Origin of the sequence: Chitinophaga dinghuensis (assembly GCF_003259435.1) — a bacterium.
GTDB lineage: Bacteria > Bacteroidota > Bacteroidia > Chitinophagales > Chitinophagaceae > Chitinophaga > Chitinophaga dinghuensis.
Window position 1 is genome coordinate 195829 of record NZ_QLMA01000011.1, and the last position, 17362, is coordinate 213190.

The following is a 17362-nucleotide window of genomic DNA, read 5'->3' on the forward strand; positions in this document are numbered from 1 at the left end:
TCAGGATAATTGGTATTCAGAGAGGTCCATGATGTATTTGTACAGGGCTTGTAGGCGGATATGTACATCGCTTTTAGCCTGCATATCATTTGGATTAGAGACGTATTTATTCCAGGCGTTTGTCCAATAGTAATCGGAAGTTTGGCCGGTGAGCAGGATCGTTGTTTTCAGGAAATCCTTCACATTATCGGAAACGCCTACACGATAAAGTATATTCAAAGAGTCGGCTACTAATGCAATAGGATCAGATGGATTTGGCAGTTGTGCGGCAAATGACAGCGGATCTATATGCAGTTTATTAAATCCTGCATCACTGATGAGTGCATCGGTGAGTTGATTTCTTTTGGGCAGCGTATCTGTATTGATCCAGAGTTCATGGAAGGAAGGCGCCTGGTAATAGGCATCCCAACCAGCCACCAGTGGCGGATCTCCGATATTTTGGAGCATATTGCCGGCGATGCGCATAATGGCTTTCCAGGCAAGGTATTGATTGGTATAGTCTGTCGGAATTTGTACACTATATTCTCTGAAGACGCCCACGCAGAAATCGATCGGACTTTTGATCAGGCAGGCGTAATTCAATGGATCGAAGAAGTGTTCGCTGGTGAAGAGGGCATTCAGCACTGTTTTGATATCGAAGCCGCTACTGCGGAAGATATCGGCCAGTGGGGAGATGACATTCTGTTCAGTTGCAGCGTCTATATCATAATATACGAAGAAGCGGTAGAGTTTACGGCAGATAAACTTGGCTACTTCTGGTTGTGCGAAGATGATTGTCAGCAGGTCATCCAGTTCCGTAGCGCCCGCGGGGCCGGTTTTTCCGGAGATTACTTTATTCAGGTAGAAGGAAGAGAATTGTTTGTTGCCGATATCGTGTTGAGTTGTATTGAATGTGCTGACGATATTGACATCATCGATGCGGAAGCCGGTGAGTACGCGGGCGGTGGCTTTCACATCATCCTCTGTATAATGGGAATCCGGGCCTTTTCCGACGGTAAACAGCTCGTGTAGTTCGCGGGCGTAGTTTTCATCGGCGGCGGCTTTGGAGTTGAGATAACCGTTCAGGTATACCAACATGGCCGGATCGAGGGTAATGCCTTTGGTAAGTGTTTTAAAGTTACCCAATGCATTTTGGCGGAGGGTAAGATTATATTGATAGATGTATCTACTGTCTTTAACAGTAATGGTTTCCGTAACGAAATGGTTATGCCAGAAGAGCACCATTTTTTCGTGTATGCTTCTGGGTTGGTTGATCATTTGACCGATCCACCAGGATTTATATGAGTTTACTCTGTTGTCTTCGGTGGTTTCATCGCCTTTGGGGGCTCTGACCCATGTAGCGCCGGGGGCGACGCCAGCGGAATCAGTACCATAGTTATTGACTGGCGGCTGAGGGTCGGGCTGCGGTGTCAGCAGGGTATCCACCACTTGTTGCATGCCCATGCCGCTGAAGGCATTGATATCCAGCGGATTTGTGCTGAACATGGTCCGTTTTAGGAGGTGAATCAGTTGCTGAGGGCCCCAGGCTCCAGTGTACGGGGTGATGCCGGAAGTAGTTCGCGCAGCCATGGTGGCAGCTTTGACACTACGTGCAGGCGATAAGGTTAGGAATTGTCTGCGATCCATAATAAATGATATGGTTGATAGCTTTGAGGCTAATTCAGGCAGTAAATTAGTAAAAACTTTAATTCAACTTGATTAAAATATTATAAATAAACCAATCATATGCAATCCTAATCTATATAGAAAAAAACGTAAGATGTTGATAAATAACAGACAATAAAAAACGAGCCTGGTAAAACCGGGCTCGTTAAATTTTATGAGTGGAAAAATTTTTAGCTGATATTTTCGATAATACCGGCGATTCCCTGACCTCCGCCAACGCATGCGGTGACGATACCATATTTTTTATTGAGGCGTTTGAGGTCGCCCAGGATTTGCACGGTGAGTTTAGCGCCGGTGCAACCGAGGGGGTGACCGAGAGCGATAGCGCCTCCATTGATATTAACGATATCCGGGTTGATGCCTAGTTCGCGGACAACGGCGATAGATTGGGAAGCGAAAGCTTCGTTGAGTTCTACCAGGTCGATATCGCTTAATTTTTTGCCTGCTCTTTCCAGCGCTTTAGGTACTGCGGCAACGGGGCCGATACCCATGATGCGAGGGTGAACGCCGGCAGAAACGCAGGAAACCAGTTTACCGATAGGTTTGAGGTTCAGTTTATTCACCATTTTTTCGCTCATCACGATTACGAAGGCGGCGCCATCGGAAGTTTGGGAAGAGTTACCAGCGGTAACGCTGCCACCTGCGGCGAAAACCGGTTTCAGTTTGGCGAGGGCCTCCATGGAGGTATCTCCGCGTGGACCTTCGTCTGTATCTACGGTGTAGGTACGGGAAGCTCTTTTTCCTTTAGCATCTACATATACTTCGTTGATATCGATGGGAAGGATACCCTGTTTGAAATAGCCGTTTTTAATGGCATTCAGGGCCTTCATATGTGAGTTATAGGAGAATTCGTCCTGTGCTTCTCTGGTAACGTTGAATTCCTTCGCAACTGCTTCTGCAGTGAGACCCATGCCGATGTAATAATCCGGGTTAGATTTGGCTACGGTATAGTTAGGAACAGTTTTCCAGCCGGCAACGGGCACGAGGCTCATACTTTCTGTACCACCGGCGATGATACAATCCGCCATGCCAGACTGAATTTTAGCGGTAGCGATAGCGATGGTTTCTAGTCCGGATGCACAGTATCTGTTAACGGTCATTCCAGGTACATCGATACCTAATGCTCTGACGGATATCATGCGTCCGATTTGCAAGCCTTGTTCTGCTTCGGGCACAGCGTTACCTACTATCAGGTCGTCTACCTGTTTAGGATCGAGCTGTGGTACTGATTTCAGCAATCCGGTAATTACATCAACTGCCAGATCATCAGGCCTGTAAAAGCGGAAACCTCCTCTCTTGGATTTGCCGACCGCAGTGCGGTACCCGGCAACTATATACGCTTCTTGCATCAGACTAAGTATTTTATACTGAGTTAACGATATTTTTGACTATCCTTTCAAATTTAATTAATTTAAGCAGATAAATATCCGGGATAACCGTTAAATTTGGAAACGTTCATTTTAACAGTTTACAAGACTCTGTAGCTCAGTTGGTAGAGCAGCTGACTCTTAATCAGCGGGTCTAGGGTTCGAGTCCCTACAGGGTCACTTTTTTATTAATTCGCCTGAATTTGATTTTATCAGATTCAGGCGAAATTCGTTTAGGGACGTGGGCTCCGAAGGAAAGAGAAGGAAAGGGAAATAAAGATAGAGAAACTGAAAAAGTCCCCAAAACAGGCTCCTTTTTTCCCCAAGATTGTCCCCAAGAAATTACGACTGTAGAGACTTTTGCAGTAAAGGAAGCCAAAAACAGTCCCTAAATATTGTTAACCAGAAAAATACAGGAACAATGGAAGTAGGCTTTTACTTGAAACAACCGAAAGCAGCAACCAGCACAATTAAAAGTATTGCTGGATATCTCTACTGGAAAAATAGTACATACACGTCCATCCTTTTTTAGCTACTTCAAAGATTTCATTGAAAGGTCCAATAAAGGAACCCAGATCAGTCCCAGAACAAGAAAGAGCACCATACATAGCACAAACAAAGGCTTTACCACAACATATAATCACCTGGAGAACTTCCAAAGAATAGCAAAACGGAAAATTGATTTTGATATAATTGATCTTCGGTTTCATAGTGAGTATACCTCTTACCTCACCTAGGTTAAACAGCTTTCCCTGAATACTGTGGGAGACCATATAAAGCGAATCAAAACTGTGTTACGAGAAGCAAAAATCAATAGGATCAAAGTATGTGAAGCATTTGAAAGCAACTACTTTTTCAAGCCGCATGAAGAATCAGACAATATCTATTTGAATGCAGCAGATTTAAAGGCATTGGAAGAATTTGATCTATCCGGCAATACCCGCCTAGAGCGCGCCTGTGATTTATTCCTGCCAGGAAATTATACCGGTCTGCGTTTCTCGGATTACTCCAGACTTACCAGCGAGCATATACAAGATAATTTAATAACCATTCAGCAGACAAAAACTGGTGGGCGGGTAGTCATCCCGGAAAAACAGTTATTAAAGTTAAGGAAACGGGCTGCCCTACCCTCTTGCAGGAAGCATCAGATCAGGTGACAGACGCGCTACTCAATAATCCAATAACGTATTCCTTTGGAAGATTTGTAAAGATCTTCTGTGCATCTGGTGGTCGAGAGACCGAATTTGCAAATATAAAAGGTCGGGATGTATCATTAGAAGCCAAGACATAAAAGTTACTCGTAAAAAAGATAGACAGTATGTCGTCCATACCAGCGGGTGGTTCCATATCTGGATTGTGAAATTATTTCGAGGATCAGGTAAACAGTAAACCAAATTTGCAAAAATAAAAGAACGCGATGTGTCATTAAAATGACTTGCTTATTCCCCGAAAACCATGTAGGGATGAGAAAAGAGCGGATCCTGCTATACTTTCTGTATTGTACAAGAATAGAATAACTTCATGCGGAGATAAAATAATATAAAAGAGAAAAAATATTTGCAATTATTAATTCTTTCCTGTTTATTTGTATGCATACGATAGTATCACCAGAATCTGACAAAAAGAAACATTGTTAATTACCGAACCTTATTTTGTAGTCCCTATGATGCTAAACGTACATTTTTTCCATGATGCAGAGTGAGTGACAGGATGTAATCAATTGTGTATGTGTTGTTCTGCCAACTGAATCGCAGTTTGTTGTTTATTATATTTTAATCTCTTGAAATGTACCTGGCGCTGTCATTGACAGGATGGCCGGTAGCAGTATTTTCCATTTAATACTATTTAAAAAGTTTAACCAGTTTTGTAGTTTCCCAATAGTATGGACCTTTAATCTGTAGCCTTACTATTTCATTTTTTTAACTGAGCATTTTTTTAACCTGGCACATTGCTTCTGCTATGAAGTTTAAGCGGCCGCGAGAGAACTTTATGCATTAGCCTGGCATATGCTGAGCACGACGCTTGGCCTGTAACTCCTATTTTTTAAAATCCTTCAACCTTTCACAATGGAAAAGAAAAAAAAGATCAATCTTGAAAAAGAAACCCTTTTACGTCTGCAGGACGATCAAATGAAAGCCTTACTGGGAGCTGAACAACAGACTACTGATTCTGGCGTTGCCTGTGGTAATACCATCGATGTACCAACTGACGGAACAGATGCCGCACCTGCTCAAGGATTTGCTGCAGAAGGTTCCTGCTGCAGAAGGTCCTGCAACTAATGCCATCCCGTACATTTAGCAACCGCATTTTATCAGTTGTACTAAAATCCAAAAAATGGAAAAGAAAAAAATAACGTTAGAGAAAGAAACCCTGTTACGTCTTCAGGATGATCAAATGAAATCTCTGTTGGGTTCTGAAGGTCAGACTACTGATTCAGGTGTTGCCTGTGACAATACCGTTGATGTTCCTGTTGATACAGTTGAACCGGAATTCGCGGCAACTGCAGAAGGCTCCTGCTGCAGAAGGTCTTGTAATGGTAAATAATTACAGCCCACTCCACATTGTTATCAATATTTAATCAGTCGTCTAAAAATCCTCAAAATGGAAAAGAAAAACAAAATAACCTTAGAAAAAGAAACGCTGTTACGTCTGCAGGATGATCAAATGAAAGCCCTGCTAGGTTCCGAAGGTCAAACTACCGATTCAGGTGTTGCCTGTGGTAACACAGTTGACTTACCAACTGATGGAACTGATGTTGCTCAGTTTTCTTCTGAAGCTGCTGATTCTTGTTGCAGAAGATCCTGCAATAAGTAAGCCATCGGCTGACGTGTAATAGAAATATTTGGGATTGTTCTTCAATCCCAAATATTTCCCATCTGCAATACTACAATAGCAGAAAGGCTTCTGGATACCGTTATTAGCGTAATCACCTTACTTATGAATATCCCTGTTTATATACTGGAAGAACACCATGAAGCATTCCTTGCATGGATGCTGGCTGCTAAATCAGGTATCATACCAAATAAGAATAATATACTCTTTCATTTCGATGATCACTCTGATATGTCCGTGCCAAAACTGAATAAGTCGTTGCAGGAGATTTGGAGCTGGTCAGAGCAGGAGATCCGCGATTTCACCTATACAGAACTGGATATCGCCTCTTTTATCCTTGCTGCCGGCTTCACAGGTTTTATCAGGCATGTTTCATGGATCCAGACAGATATGCCCAGGGTGGGTACTTCTGAAATGTACATTACTTCTTATGATAATAATAACAGGAATATACTGGCAGGGGCACTGAATGAAGCTTCCGCCCCTCTTTTGCAATCTGGCTATCAGAGACTCAACTACGAGCGTATCCGGCCGGAATTATTCCATCCTGTGAAAACCACAGACGTCCTGCTGGATATAGACCTGGATTACTTCTCTTGTGAAACAAATCCTGAAACCAGAAATGAAGTGGTATTGGAGGTGACACAAGAACAATACGAAGAATTTTTGCAACAGCAATATCATCCGCTGAAATTCGCGGTACATCGTGCAGAGGCCATGGCAGCAAATGGCCGCTATTATCTCGTTATCAATTACTACAACGCCATTCTGCCCAGTCCTCGAAAGGTTACACCGGAAAAAATAGCAGCACGTATGGATGAATTTATTGCCCTGCTCCATCATAAAAATATCAGACCAGCACTTATTACTATCTGTCGTTCCCGCTATAGCGGCTATACACCGGAAGATCAATGGGAACTGATAGAACAGCTGCTTTTAAAAGGGCTAAACACATTGTATCAGACCTCCCTTGTACACATATACGAAGCAACTGATAAAACCATGTTATGTAAGTCATAAAATATTATTCCAATGGAAAACAGAATCAGGCAAATCCTGGATGCGCTTAACAGCGCCGTACAGGCGGATGATACAGAACGGAATATATCACTCATGCAGGGGTTGGCCGGACTCACCCTCTGTAACTTCTATACCGGCCGATATCTTAATGATCCGCATTATACACGTAAAGGGCACGAATACTGTGATCTCCTCATTCATACCATCAACAACAACACCTATAAACTGCACAATCTTTTTTCTTTCTGCAATGGTCTGGCTGGTGTGTGTTATATGTTCTGCCATCTGAATGAAAAGAAATTCCTGTCGTTTGATATTAACGATGGTTTTGGGGATACAGAAGAGTTTCTGTTTAATATCGGGCTGAAATCACTTAAAGTGGGGAAGTCCGACTACCTGCATGGCGGCATGGGTATACTATATTATTTCATCCGGCGACTACCAGAAGAAAAAATGCTGCCATGGATCCTGCAAATGCTCACGGCATACCAGGAGAAAGCACGTATTGACGACAATGGGATGCGGATGATGAATACTGTATTGCTGGGAAGAGAAGAGATAGAATTTGATCTGGGGCTGGCGCATGGCCTGGCTGGACAACTGATGATCCTGGCTGAACTGAAAGAGAAAGGTATCGCGGAAACGCAGGTCAGCTATCTTATAGAGCAGGGTATGCGTTTTATAGAAGGAAAGCGACAGCCGCTGGAAGTAACTGGCAAAAATTCGTACTACCCTACCAGTTATATCGAGATGGATAATATGGCGGAACAGAACCTGGATTTTTATACCAGCAGGCTGGCCTGGTGTTATGGAGATCTGAACCAGGCCCTGATGTACCTGAAAATGGGGAAGGTACTGAAGAATGAGACTTACCTGGCCAATGCCAGGGAGATTGCTGCGCTGACGCTGACCAACGACTTATATAAGACAGATAAACTGAATCTCTTCTTTTGCCATGGATACAGTGGTCTGATAAACGTGTATGATACCATCTACCGTGCTACAGGTGAACAAGTATATAAAGATGCCTCCCTGTCCTGGGCCGACACGCTCCTGCAAAAGCTCGACGCTCATCCTCCCGAACAATGGGCAAATGACAGTAATGCCGGATTGCTGGAAGGCCGTGCCGGTATTGTACTAAGCTTACTTACAGCGCAGGTACCAGAAGCTGCCGGATGGAACGATATTTTTCTGCTTAATTTTTGATCAATGGCTGTAAAACTCGGATTACTCGACTTTGGAAGAAGAACCACTACGCTCAGCAGTATGGGTAAAGTGCTGGATGTAATTGATTATGCGGAGAAAGCAGACGAGATGGGCTTCTCCCGCTACTGGATCAGTGAACATCATAATTATTCGAATATGGACGCCTGGAGTTCGCCGCTGATGATGGTACCAATCCTGTTGCAGTCTACCAGCAAAATTAAAATAGGTGTCGGCGGTGTACTATTGAATTATTATTCTCCATATGAAATCGCACTGCATTTCAAACTTATGGAAAACCTTTTCCCTGGCCGCCTGGATCTCGGTATTGCCAATGGCACCCCACCTGTACAGGTAGGTAAATTCATGCTGCACCGTAAACGGAATAACATACCAGATATGATGGCAGAAAAGATGAAATCCCTACATCAGTTTTTTAACCAGGAAGAGCGGATGGTGGAAAAATATCAGGTAATAATACCACCATATAAAGGACAGGTACCGGATACCTTTATGCTTGGCTCCTCTTTCCGCCATACAGCCACCGCCATAGAATACCGCATGAACTACGCCCGGTCTATGTTTCACAGTACCAAGCCGGTGGAATATGAAAAGGATACGATTGCGAGGTATAAAGAAGATTACTACAATGCGCATGGCTGCCTGCCCCAGGTGATTGTATCCTTCTCCGGCGTCTGCAGGAAAACGGAGGAAGAGGCCAGACATCTCGCAGAAACCGCGAGTACCGGCAATTTTGTGAACTCATTTATTGGCTCCCTTCCACAGTTTGAAGACAGAATTAATCAGTACAGGGAAGCATTTGGTGTGGATGAATTCATGTTCTTCGACCTGCTGCTGGATAATACCGCCCGTATTGAATCCCTCTATTATTTACAAAGCATTATCAAATAACTGGCATATGAAATTTAACGTAGAAAGCTTTGGTAAATTCATATATAGAATTCCACAGTTCCCGCTGGAAAAATACCTGGGGGCTGGCAAATACCAGGATATCAATAGTTATTTGAAAGATATACTGGCCTCTCCTGAAGTTCAGAACGCGTTGTTTTTTGCATCAGATAATTTTCTGAAGGAAGTCACAATTTTCCTGGAAGGAGGAATTGATGAAAAGGACTATAAACGAATGCAATCTTTTCAGATGACTGCGCTGAAATACCTGAACAGGATGGCTACACGCTGCACCCCTTTCGGCACCTTCGCCGGACTGGGCATCGGCACTCTCAGTCAGGAGCAGGATCATATAGCGCCAAACTCAGAATTAAAAGAACACCTTTACTGGGATACCGCCTTTTTATTATCTATCATGGAGGCTGTGACTGATGAACCGGCAAACAGGCCGTACATCCGCTTCTTCCCCAACAACAGCATTTATTGCATCAGCGATATATACAGGTATATTGAATTCAACTATGATAGCGCCGGCAGAAGAAACTATTCGCTGTCCACTTTCCGGATGAACAAATACCTTTCCGTAATCCTGAAATCCGCCGCGGCCGGGCCTTCTTTCAATGAACTGGCAGCTGCTATTGTAGATGATGAAATAGAATACGACGATGCGGCTGAATTTCTCCATGAACTGATCAATGAAAGAATCCTGATATCAGAGTTTGAACCCTGGCTTGTAGGCGCGAGATATGAAGACCAGTTGCTGGAGCTGATTGGAAACAAACTGCAGGCAGGTATCCCGGACTTACAGGCAGAAAAGCGTTTCCGCAATATCTGGAACCTGCTGAAAGCAAAAAATGATATTACAGCCTCTTTAAGTCCCTCGGACAACAATGTGGAAGTATTCCGCCAGCTGGCAGCAAAAGCAGGAGAATTCCCCCTTAAATTTTCAACTACGGACTATTTCCAGATGGATGCAGAAGTGGAAGCAGCAGCCAACCTCTCCTACAACGCCGTTATTAATGTAAAAAACGGGGTAAAGTCCCTTTTCAAACTCGCAGGAATAAGCCGCAGCTCTGAATCCCTGGAGGCCTTTAAAAAGAAATTTGAAACACGTTACGAACAACAATCTGTCAGACTCGTAGAGTTGATGGACCCGGAATACGGCATCGCCTATAATTCCCTGTCAGAAAGCTTACTTTACCATACACCACTGGTAGACGATGTACCAGTCAATGAAAGACCTCCCGGAACAGGTATTTCACCGTTAATGTGGGATAACCGCTTCCATACGTTCTTATTCCGTAAGATTCAGCGCGCTCAGCAACAGCAAAGTCACGAAGTAGTCATTACCCCGGCAGAGCTGGAACTGTTCACCTTTGATATGGATAAAATTCCACCTACGCTGAATGCCTTCGTCAGTATTATTCCAAACGAATCAGGTAAGCCTCTCGTACACTTCCGGGACTGGGGATCAGATACGGCCCTGACATTACTGGGCCGCTTTTCTATCATGAATCCGGAGATGAGGGATGTTACCCGGAAGATTGCCGACTTTGAAGATGCCTGCTATAGCAGACAACGGTTTAAAGTGGCTGAAATCACACATCTGGCAGATCCCCGGGTGGGTAATATCACCACCAGGTCCAGCCTGCGTGATTATGAGATCGGATATATTACCAAATCCAACAGTACTGAACCTGGCATTATCCGCGTGGACCAGCTGTATGTAAGACTGGAAAATAAAGTATTCCATCTCTACAACGAAAAGAATGAGCGAATCATTCCCGTGCTCTCCAATGCACATAATACCAATAAACACATTCTGCCGCTGTATAAATTCCTGTATGATCTGCAGAATGAGCACATGGAAGGAGTACGCTACATGAGCCTCAACCTTGGACCGATCAACAAAATACTGGAGCACGTACCACGCATCAGGTATGAGAATTATATTTTCAGGCCGGCTTCCTGGTCTATTTATCAACGCGAATTCACAGATCTCTGGGATCTTAACCCGGAAGGAAGGGTAGAAAAAATCCGGTCTGTACTGAGAGAGAAAAATATTCCGGATAGCTTCTTTGTCTTTGCCGGTGATAACAGATTGTTTATTGACATGGAAAAATGTCCCTATCCGTCAGCGATGGTCCTGGCAGATATGCTCGCAAAAAATCCCACCCTGATAGTGGAAGAAAACCTATATGCCGGCACTGATCGGCAGTTGATCCACAATGATCAGGGCAATTACCTGCACGAGATCGTGATTCCTTTCAAGAACCTGCACCTCCTGGAAACTAAGCAGGAATACCTGCACCTGAATGCTACTGTATTTCCGAAAGTAAGCAGAGATTTCCCGCCGGGTTCTGAATGGCTATACATCAAAATTTATACTGGTGTGACCAACGCAGATAAACTGATACGGGAGCATCTGCCGGGGATGATTGAGCGGATGAAGACTGCCGGACTGATATCTTCCTGGTTCTTTCTGCGTTTCCATGATCCCGAATCACATATCAGGCTGCGGTTTCACCTGCGTGATGTAAGTCGGTACGGAGAATTATTCCGCCTGTTCTACGAGGTTGTGGGACCATTCATGAACAACGACTTTATAGACCGAATTTCCATGGATACCTACAAACGGGAAATTGAACGTTATGGAGGCCCGGACAGAATTGCGGCTGCAGAACAGATTTTCTGTCTGGACAGTGAGGTATCTGTTAATCTATTACAGCTGCTGGACCAGGGTGGACATCCGTCACTTAACTGGCTTCCCGCAGTCATAATTTTCGATGTGTATATGGATGCCTTCTCCCTTAACATGCAGCAGAAACATAAGTATGTTATGGATAACAGAGACTGGTTTGCTATGGAGTTCAGAGCTAACAAGGCCCAGCGGCGCAAAATGGGAACCAAGTACCGCGAACATTTTTCGCTCCTGGATAATGCTATTAAAGACCGGAAACTACCTTTCAGCAATGCTCCGCAGATAGCCGCCGTTATTGAAGAATACAGCCGGAACCTAAGGCAGCTGGTATTGGCAGCATACCCTGACAGTCATCAGCAAATAGGATCCATGCGCAGTTTTATCCACATGTTCCTGCTACGTTTCCTGCTGGCCAAAAACAGGATGCACGAGTATACGATATACTCTTTACTGGAATTGTATTACAAATCAATTATTGCAACGCGTATAAATATCTCTGATGCGATTGTTCAAGAAAAGTAGGTTACGGTTTTATCATCAGATAAATGCAAGCGACTGCGGAATTACCTGCCTGAGAATGGTTTGCAGTTATTACGGCAGAAAATTCTCCACAGACCGCCTCGCTGGCATGGTGGATACAGCCAATATAGGTACGTCTATGGCATTACTGCGTGAAGGTGCAACCCTTTTGGGCTTCCACGCAGAGGGACTCGTACTGCAACGGTTAGAGGATATTGATAAGCTCCAGGACGATCTGCCATGTATCGTTCATTGGAGAGGCAATCATTTTGTGGTACTGAAAAAAATTGGTAAACGGAATGTTACCATAGCAGATCCCGCCAGAGGCATAGTGGTGATGAGCAGAGAAGACTTCTACGATCATTGTTTTGCCGGTAATCCTGGTTCGCGGAAGGCTTATGTGATGAGCCTGCAGCCAGAGGCGCGTTTCTTTGAACTGGAAAGTGATCCGTCTACCTTCAAACCCAGAATGGCCTTCCTGCAACGACAGCTTGCCCATAAACGTATTTATTTTGTGGTACTTATTACCGGGCTGGTAGTAACTATGCTAATGCAATTCCTCCTGCCATTCCTCACCCGGAACCTGGTCGACGGCGGCATTGCATCCGGAGAACTAAAACTGGTACAATACCTGCTACTGGCCCAACTGGCGTTGATCCTAAGCAAGAGCACTTTCGAAATATTGCGAGGCTGGATTGTAACACATCTCAGCATACGGGTAAACTTCTCACTGGTACACAGCTTTCTGTCCAAGTTATTCCGGTTGCCTGTCACTTTTTTTGAAAGAAGGAAAATAGGTGACCTGCTGCAACGCGTACGGGATCACCAGCGGGTGGAGGTATTCATTACCCGGTATGTACTCAGCTTTATCACATCCGTACTTTCTCTGATAGTTTTCACCACGGTACTGTATATTTATAACAGTGTGTTCCTCCTCCTGTTTGGGATTTCGGCGATATTATACCTGTTGTGGATTTTCATCTTTATAGAAGTAAGAAAAAAGAATGACTGGGAAAGATTTGAAACCCTGTCAATGAACCAGACCATCTTAACACAGCTGGTTAGTGGCATCCAGGATTTGAAAATTTATAACTCTTCCGAATTCTTTATTTCCAAATGGAAACTTAACCAGGAAAAATATAACGGCACCTTATTCCGTTCCCTGAGAATTGGGCAGATACAAGAAACCGGTGCGACGATCATTTTCGAAATTACTCAGCTTTTCATCATTTATTATTCCGCGAAACTTATCATCAATAATAAGCTCACACTGGGCGCCATGCTGTCTATACAGTTTATTATCGGGCAACTGGTTGGGCCTGTGCAGAATATTGTATCATCTATCCTGAATGGTGTGGAAGCTAAACTGAGCTTCGACCGGATTTTTGACATCTGGATGAAACAGGAAGAAGCTGGCTTAACGCATACTGTGAAAGGGAGCCAGCAGGAAGATATTTATTTTGAAGAGGTGACCTTTAAGCATGCAAAGCTGGACAACGATTTCGCCATTGATAAACTCAACCTTCATATACCCAGAGGCAAAACTACTGCCATTGTAGGACCCAGCGGCGGCGGCAAAACAACTATTCTCAAACTGCTGATGGGATATTATACCGGATACGCCGGGCGTATAATGATAGGAGATACAGATTTCAGCACCATCAATGTTGAAGATTGGCGTAATCACATAGGGGCAGTTTTACAGGAAAATTACATCTTCAATGAAACCATCGCGAAAAACATTGCTTTATCAGATGAAGTTGATATAGCCCGCCTGGAACGTGCACTTAAGATTGCCAATATCTATGACTATGTATGCGCATTACCACTCAAATGGGATATGATGATTGGGGCAGATGGGAAAGGTATCAGCCAGGGACAGAAACAGCGATTGATGATTGCCCGTGCCGTATACAGGGAACCCGATCTGCTGCTGTTGGACGAGGCTACCAATGCACTCGACGCAGAAAATGAATTAGTGATCATGTCTAACTTGAAACAATTCGCTAAAGGCAGAACCCTTGTAATTGTGGCACATCGTCTTAGCACCATCCGGTTTGCTGATAATATTGTGGTATTTGATAACGGAAGAATTGCCGAATCCGGAACGCACGACCAGCTTCTGGAAAACAGGGCTGCTTATTACAAACTGATCAGACAACAATTGCAAACTATAGAAGAATGAAGCAAGATGCCCTAATTCAACAAAATCCGCGCAACCTGTTGCTCATTACCTGGCTGGTATATCTGCTGGCAGGAATAGGTCTCATGCTAATACTGATATTTTATCATCCATTCAGAATGGTACCGCACCAGGTAGTTATACAGACCACAGAAGAAACCACAGCCACATTAAATACAGGTCAGTTACAACTGGACAGTGCCCGTCACTACAATATGAAAGTAGCTGTGAACGGGAGAGATTATTTCATCCCATTGGTAGTAAAACAACGGTCGGCCACTGGCGATGGTTACCAGATACAGCTGTTACAGCCGGATACTCTGCTGCAAGGCCGGAAAAATATAAACGGTATCATCTACATACAGGAACATACAAAAATTACCTTACTTAAAAATCTTTTAAACATATGAGTGACTACAGGGAATTCTACGATGTAAAACATGAAATTTTTGATTACGTGCTGGAGAATACAGAGGTATTCTATCAGGAATCGGAGGAAATATACCGCAACAACTTTTTCCTGGACTGGTACAATAAACACATCTTCAATCAGGGGTGGCAGGTGCTTGGACTCCGTTATGAAGGCAACAACTTTCTCAACGAAGTGGTAAAAAAACATTGCGCCGGTTTGTATTCATTGCTCACCCGGTATGATGAATACATCTACAGCGTGGCTTATTCCTCGCTCAAGCCAGGAACCATTATCTATCCTCATTTCGACAGAATGCGACCACATAATGTATTGCGCTCTCATCTGGGCCTGCATATTCCTGACGGTGAATGTGGTATAAAAATTAACAACATCGAAAGGGGCTGGAAGAAAGGAGAACTGATGATTTTTGACGACAGCTACACGCATGAGGCCTGGAATAAAACGGACGAAACACGTATCGTTTTGCTAATTGATCTTCACAGGGATATGATCATGCAGGAGACTACTGTTTAAGGAAGGTACAATAAGGAGCAGAACCTGTTATCCTGCAGATGGCGGCTCATCATGGCTACAAACGCGCCAGTGGCCCCCTCTGCAAAAGAAAGTGGTTTCAACTGACTGGCCGGTATTCCTAGTGAAGATATGTTCAAGCCTGCAATACCATTTTCCTGCTGTTGCTGCCACCATAACATATCGCCGGCATTAATACCAATGCCCTGCTGTTGTAAACGTTGCAGCCAGAGAGAAATACCGCTGTAACCATACAGGATGCCATTGTTATCGATACCATTCTGGTCTGCCGATCGTCTGCCTGCACTGAACGCTATACCGCGCTCCACAAATTCCATTAAAGACTGGTCGCCGGTAACCTGTGCTGATTTTAACAATGCTGTAAGGATACCGGCATCGCCGTAGCAAATGTTCAGACGTGAAAAAGATGGATGTCCGAAGGTATGCGGGAAGTAAGTATGGTATACAGTCTCTTCCTGCCGATGCGACAGCAGGTAATTACTGATGCCTTTTAGTAAGTCTTGACAGATTTCCGGCAGAATATTTTTTTGCAGACAACCGGAAAGTATGAGTAACAGAAAAGATATACCGTGAATAATCCCTGGTTGTGCTTTCTGGCCAGGCTGAAGTGAGATGGCATAACTACCGGATTGCTGAACTTGTGTAGCAACCTGCTCAATGAAAGTATTTAACAATGGATGCTGCCCCCTGGTATGCAGCAGGTAGTATACCTGAAATCCCGCTCCGGAAAAGCCATCCAGTTGCTGCTGCTGAATTTGCATCATAGCGGCTTTCACGAGCATATCGTCTATTTGTTCCAGCAACGCTGTTATATCATGTTCGATGGTAATTTCTTCCTGATACAGTCGCAGGAAGAATGCCAGCTCGGTTAGCTGAATAAAGTACTGGTCTTTGCTGGCCATGGTGGTCATCTGGTCAATTGCATCTGCCGTCAGTTGATGAAATGCAATCAGGTCAGCTGTTTCCTGCAGTAGTTTGTATTTGTACAGATAAAAAAGTGCAATACCACTTTTGCCATAGGAAACATCAAACCTTTTGAAATAAGGGAGATGCAGTTCCAGATACTGACTCCACTCTTGCAATTGACGAAGGGGAAAGGATGATAACATTTTAAATAAGGTATATGATACTGGAAAGATATGAATGTTCTCAAATAAATGAAAATGCTTTCGTATTTGCTACGGAACTGGGAAACCAGTACTGTGTTAAGTTTGATGAGCATTGGGTAGGTCGCTCCGGATATATGCCTGGTATCGGAGAACGAATCAGCATATATGAAATGACCTTTGAAAGATGGAATATTTGCAGTAATGCCCATGATCCCAAAGTAGCCGCTACTATTGTGTTTAAAGGACTGGAGTACCTGCGAAGGAACCAGGTGGTATTCTATACGGCAGACAATCCCTCTACGCGCGACAAAGAATTATTCAGACTATATCATATCTGGTTCTGGGCAGCAAAACGTATGGCTGCAGGCTCTGAAGGCGCAAAAGCAGCATTCGTTGATAAAAAAGACAAGGTAGTTGTGTACGATGATAAAGAAATATTCTTCTCTTGTTTTTATATGATGGACCACTGGCAATCAGAGGTGGACTACTGGTTTTTTGACGTACTCAAAGAGCTATACCCTGGTAGTGTTATCCGAAAGTACTAATCCAGGAAAACCATGATTTGATGAAAAAAACAAATGAATAAAAAGATAAAAAAAAGTAGAAAAAAGTTGAGCTGAAAACTTTTTTTTTCATAGTAGATTACATATATTTGTTTACATAGTAATTCAGCGGATTGCCTTACTGTATTACTTATCCGGCTCGTTAGTCTAGAGGTTAGGACGCAAGATTTTCTTTCTTGAAGCAGAGGTTCAATTCCTTTACGAGCAACATAAAAAAGGTTAGCATTGATAAATGGACTGCTCCCCAAAAGTTGGATAAAAAAATTAAGTATTTTGGAACTGAGCTCGGTATTTTACCGGGCTCATTCCATTTAGATTTAGTCTGATT

The 17362-nt window shown here is 43.7% G+C and carries 16 protein-coding genes and 2 tRNA genes; 15 read left to right on the plus strand and 3 right to left on the minus strand.

The window, feature by feature from the left end; all coding sequences use genetic code 11:
* Complete coding sequence (locus tag CLV59_RS27280) at positions 1–1626, minus strand: DUF1800 domain-containing protein (RefSeq protein WP_111595268.1); 1626 nt, start codon at positions 1624–1626, stop codon at positions 1–3.
* 209 nt (positions 1627–1835) lie between these two features.
* Positions 1836–3014 carry an acetyl-CoA C-acyltransferase gene (locus CLV59_RS27285; RefSeq protein WP_111595269.1) on the minus strand — a complete coding sequence of 393 codons (1179 nt, stop codon included), beginning with the start codon at positions 3012–3014 and terminating at the stop codon, positions 1836–1838.
* Positions 3015–3139: 125 nt separating this feature from the next.
* Between CLV59_RS27285 and CLV59_RS27290 the strand changes: the two genes are divergently transcribed.
* The 13 genes from CLV59_RS27290 (at position 3140) to CLV59_RS27355 (ending at position 15344) form a co-directional block, all read left to right on the plus strand.
* Positions 3140–3212 (plus strand) — tRNA-Lys (locus CLV59_RS27290).
* 299 nt (positions 3213–3511) lie between these two features.
* Positions 3512–3769, plus strand: a complete 258-nt coding sequence (locus CLV59_RS29535; RefSeq protein ID WP_111595271.1) for a phage integrase SAM-like domain-containing protein — start codon at positions 3512–3514, stop codon at positions 3767–3769.
* A 54-nt stretch (positions 3770–3823) separates the two neighbouring features.
* Positions 3824–4189, plus strand: a complete 366-nt coding sequence (locus CLV59_RS27305) for a site-specific integrase (protein WP_111595272.1) — start codon at positions 3824–3826, stop codon at positions 4187–4189.
* 909 nt (positions 4190–5098) lie between these two features.
* Positions 5099–5311 carry a class I lanthipeptide gene (locus tag CLV59_RS27310; RefSeq protein WP_111595273.1) on the plus strand — a complete coding sequence of 71 codons (213 nt, stop codon included), beginning with the start codon at positions 5099–5101 and terminating at the stop codon, positions 5309–5311.
* A 55-nt stretch (positions 5312–5366) separates the two neighbouring features.
* Complete coding sequence (locus CLV59_RS27315; RefSeq protein WP_111595274.1) at positions 5367–5576, plus strand: class I lanthipeptide; 210 nt, start codon at positions 5367–5369, stop codon at positions 5574–5576.
* A 57-nt stretch (positions 5577–5633) separates the two neighbouring features.
* The gene (locus CLV59_RS27320) at positions 5634–5846 is read left to right on the plus strand and encodes a class I lanthipeptide (RefSeq protein ID WP_111595275.1); all 213 of its coding nucleotides are present in this window, start codon (positions 5634–5636) and stop codon (positions 5844–5846) included.
* 123 nt (positions 5847–5969) lie between these two features.
* Positions 5970–6884 (plus strand): peptide arginase, FlmR/OhkR family, encoded by a 915-nt coding sequence (locus CLV59_RS27325; protein ID WP_111595276.1) that lies wholly within the window; start codon positions 5970–5972, stop codon positions 6882–6884.
* A 12-nt stretch (positions 6885–6896) separates the two neighbouring features.
* Positions 6897–8090 (plus strand): lanthionine synthetase LanC family protein, encoded by a 1194-nt coding sequence (locus CLV59_RS27330; RefSeq protein WP_111595277.1) that lies wholly within the window; start codon positions 6897–6899, stop codon positions 8088–8090.
* A 3-nt stretch (positions 8091–8093) separates the two neighbouring features.
* Positions 8094–8999 (plus strand): LLM class flavin-dependent oxidoreductase, encoded by a 906-nt coding sequence (locus CLV59_RS27335; protein WP_111595278.1) that lies wholly within the window; start codon positions 8094–8096, stop codon positions 8997–8999.
* 7 nt (positions 9000–9006) lie between these two features.
* Positions 9007–12219 carry a lantibiotic dehydratase gene (locus CLV59_RS27340; RefSeq protein WP_170137942.1) on the plus strand — a complete coding sequence of 1071 codons (3213 nt, stop codon included), beginning with the start codon at positions 9007–9009 and terminating at the stop codon, positions 12217–12219.
* Entirely contained in the window at positions 12197–14401 is a 2205-nt protein-coding gene (locus tag CLV59_RS27345; protein WP_111595280.1) for a peptidase domain-containing ABC transporter, read from the plus strand. The genes CLV59_RS27340 and CLV59_RS27345 overlap by 23 nt, the downstream gene beginning before the upstream one ends.
* Positions 14398–14808, plus strand: coding sequence for a hypothetical protein (locus tag CLV59_RS27350; RefSeq protein ID WP_111595281.1), 411 nt, complete (start codon positions 14398–14400; stop codon positions 14806–14808). The genes CLV59_RS27345 and CLV59_RS27350 overlap by 4 nt, the downstream gene beginning before the upstream one ends.
* Complete coding sequence (locus CLV59_RS27355; protein WP_111595282.1) at positions 14805–15344, plus strand: aspartyl/asparaginyl beta-hydroxylase domain-containing protein; 540 nt, start codon at positions 14805–14807, stop codon at positions 15342–15344. Before CLV59_RS27350 ends, CLV59_RS27355 begins: the two co-directional genes overlap by 4 nt.
* Here CLV59_RS27355 and CLV59_RS27360 read toward each other — a convergent pair.
* Positions 15341–16471 carry a lanthionine synthetase LanC family protein gene (locus CLV59_RS27360; RefSeq protein ID WP_111595283.1) on the minus strand — a complete coding sequence of 377 codons (1131 nt, stop codon included), beginning with the start codon at positions 16469–16471 and terminating at the stop codon, positions 15341–15343. The genes CLV59_RS27355 and CLV59_RS27360 overlap by 4 nt on opposite strands.
* Positions 16472–16485: 14 nt before the next feature.
* Between CLV59_RS27360 and CLV59_RS27365 the strand changes: the two genes are divergently transcribed.
* Entirely contained in the window at positions 16486–17016 is a 531-nt protein-coding gene (locus tag CLV59_RS27365) for a hypothetical protein (protein ID WP_111595284.1), read from the plus strand.
* 153 nt (positions 17017–17169) lie between these two features.
* A tRNA-Glu gene (locus CLV59_RS27370) sits at positions 17170–17242 on the plus strand.
* The last annotated feature ends 120 nt before the right edge of the window (positions 17243–17362 follow it).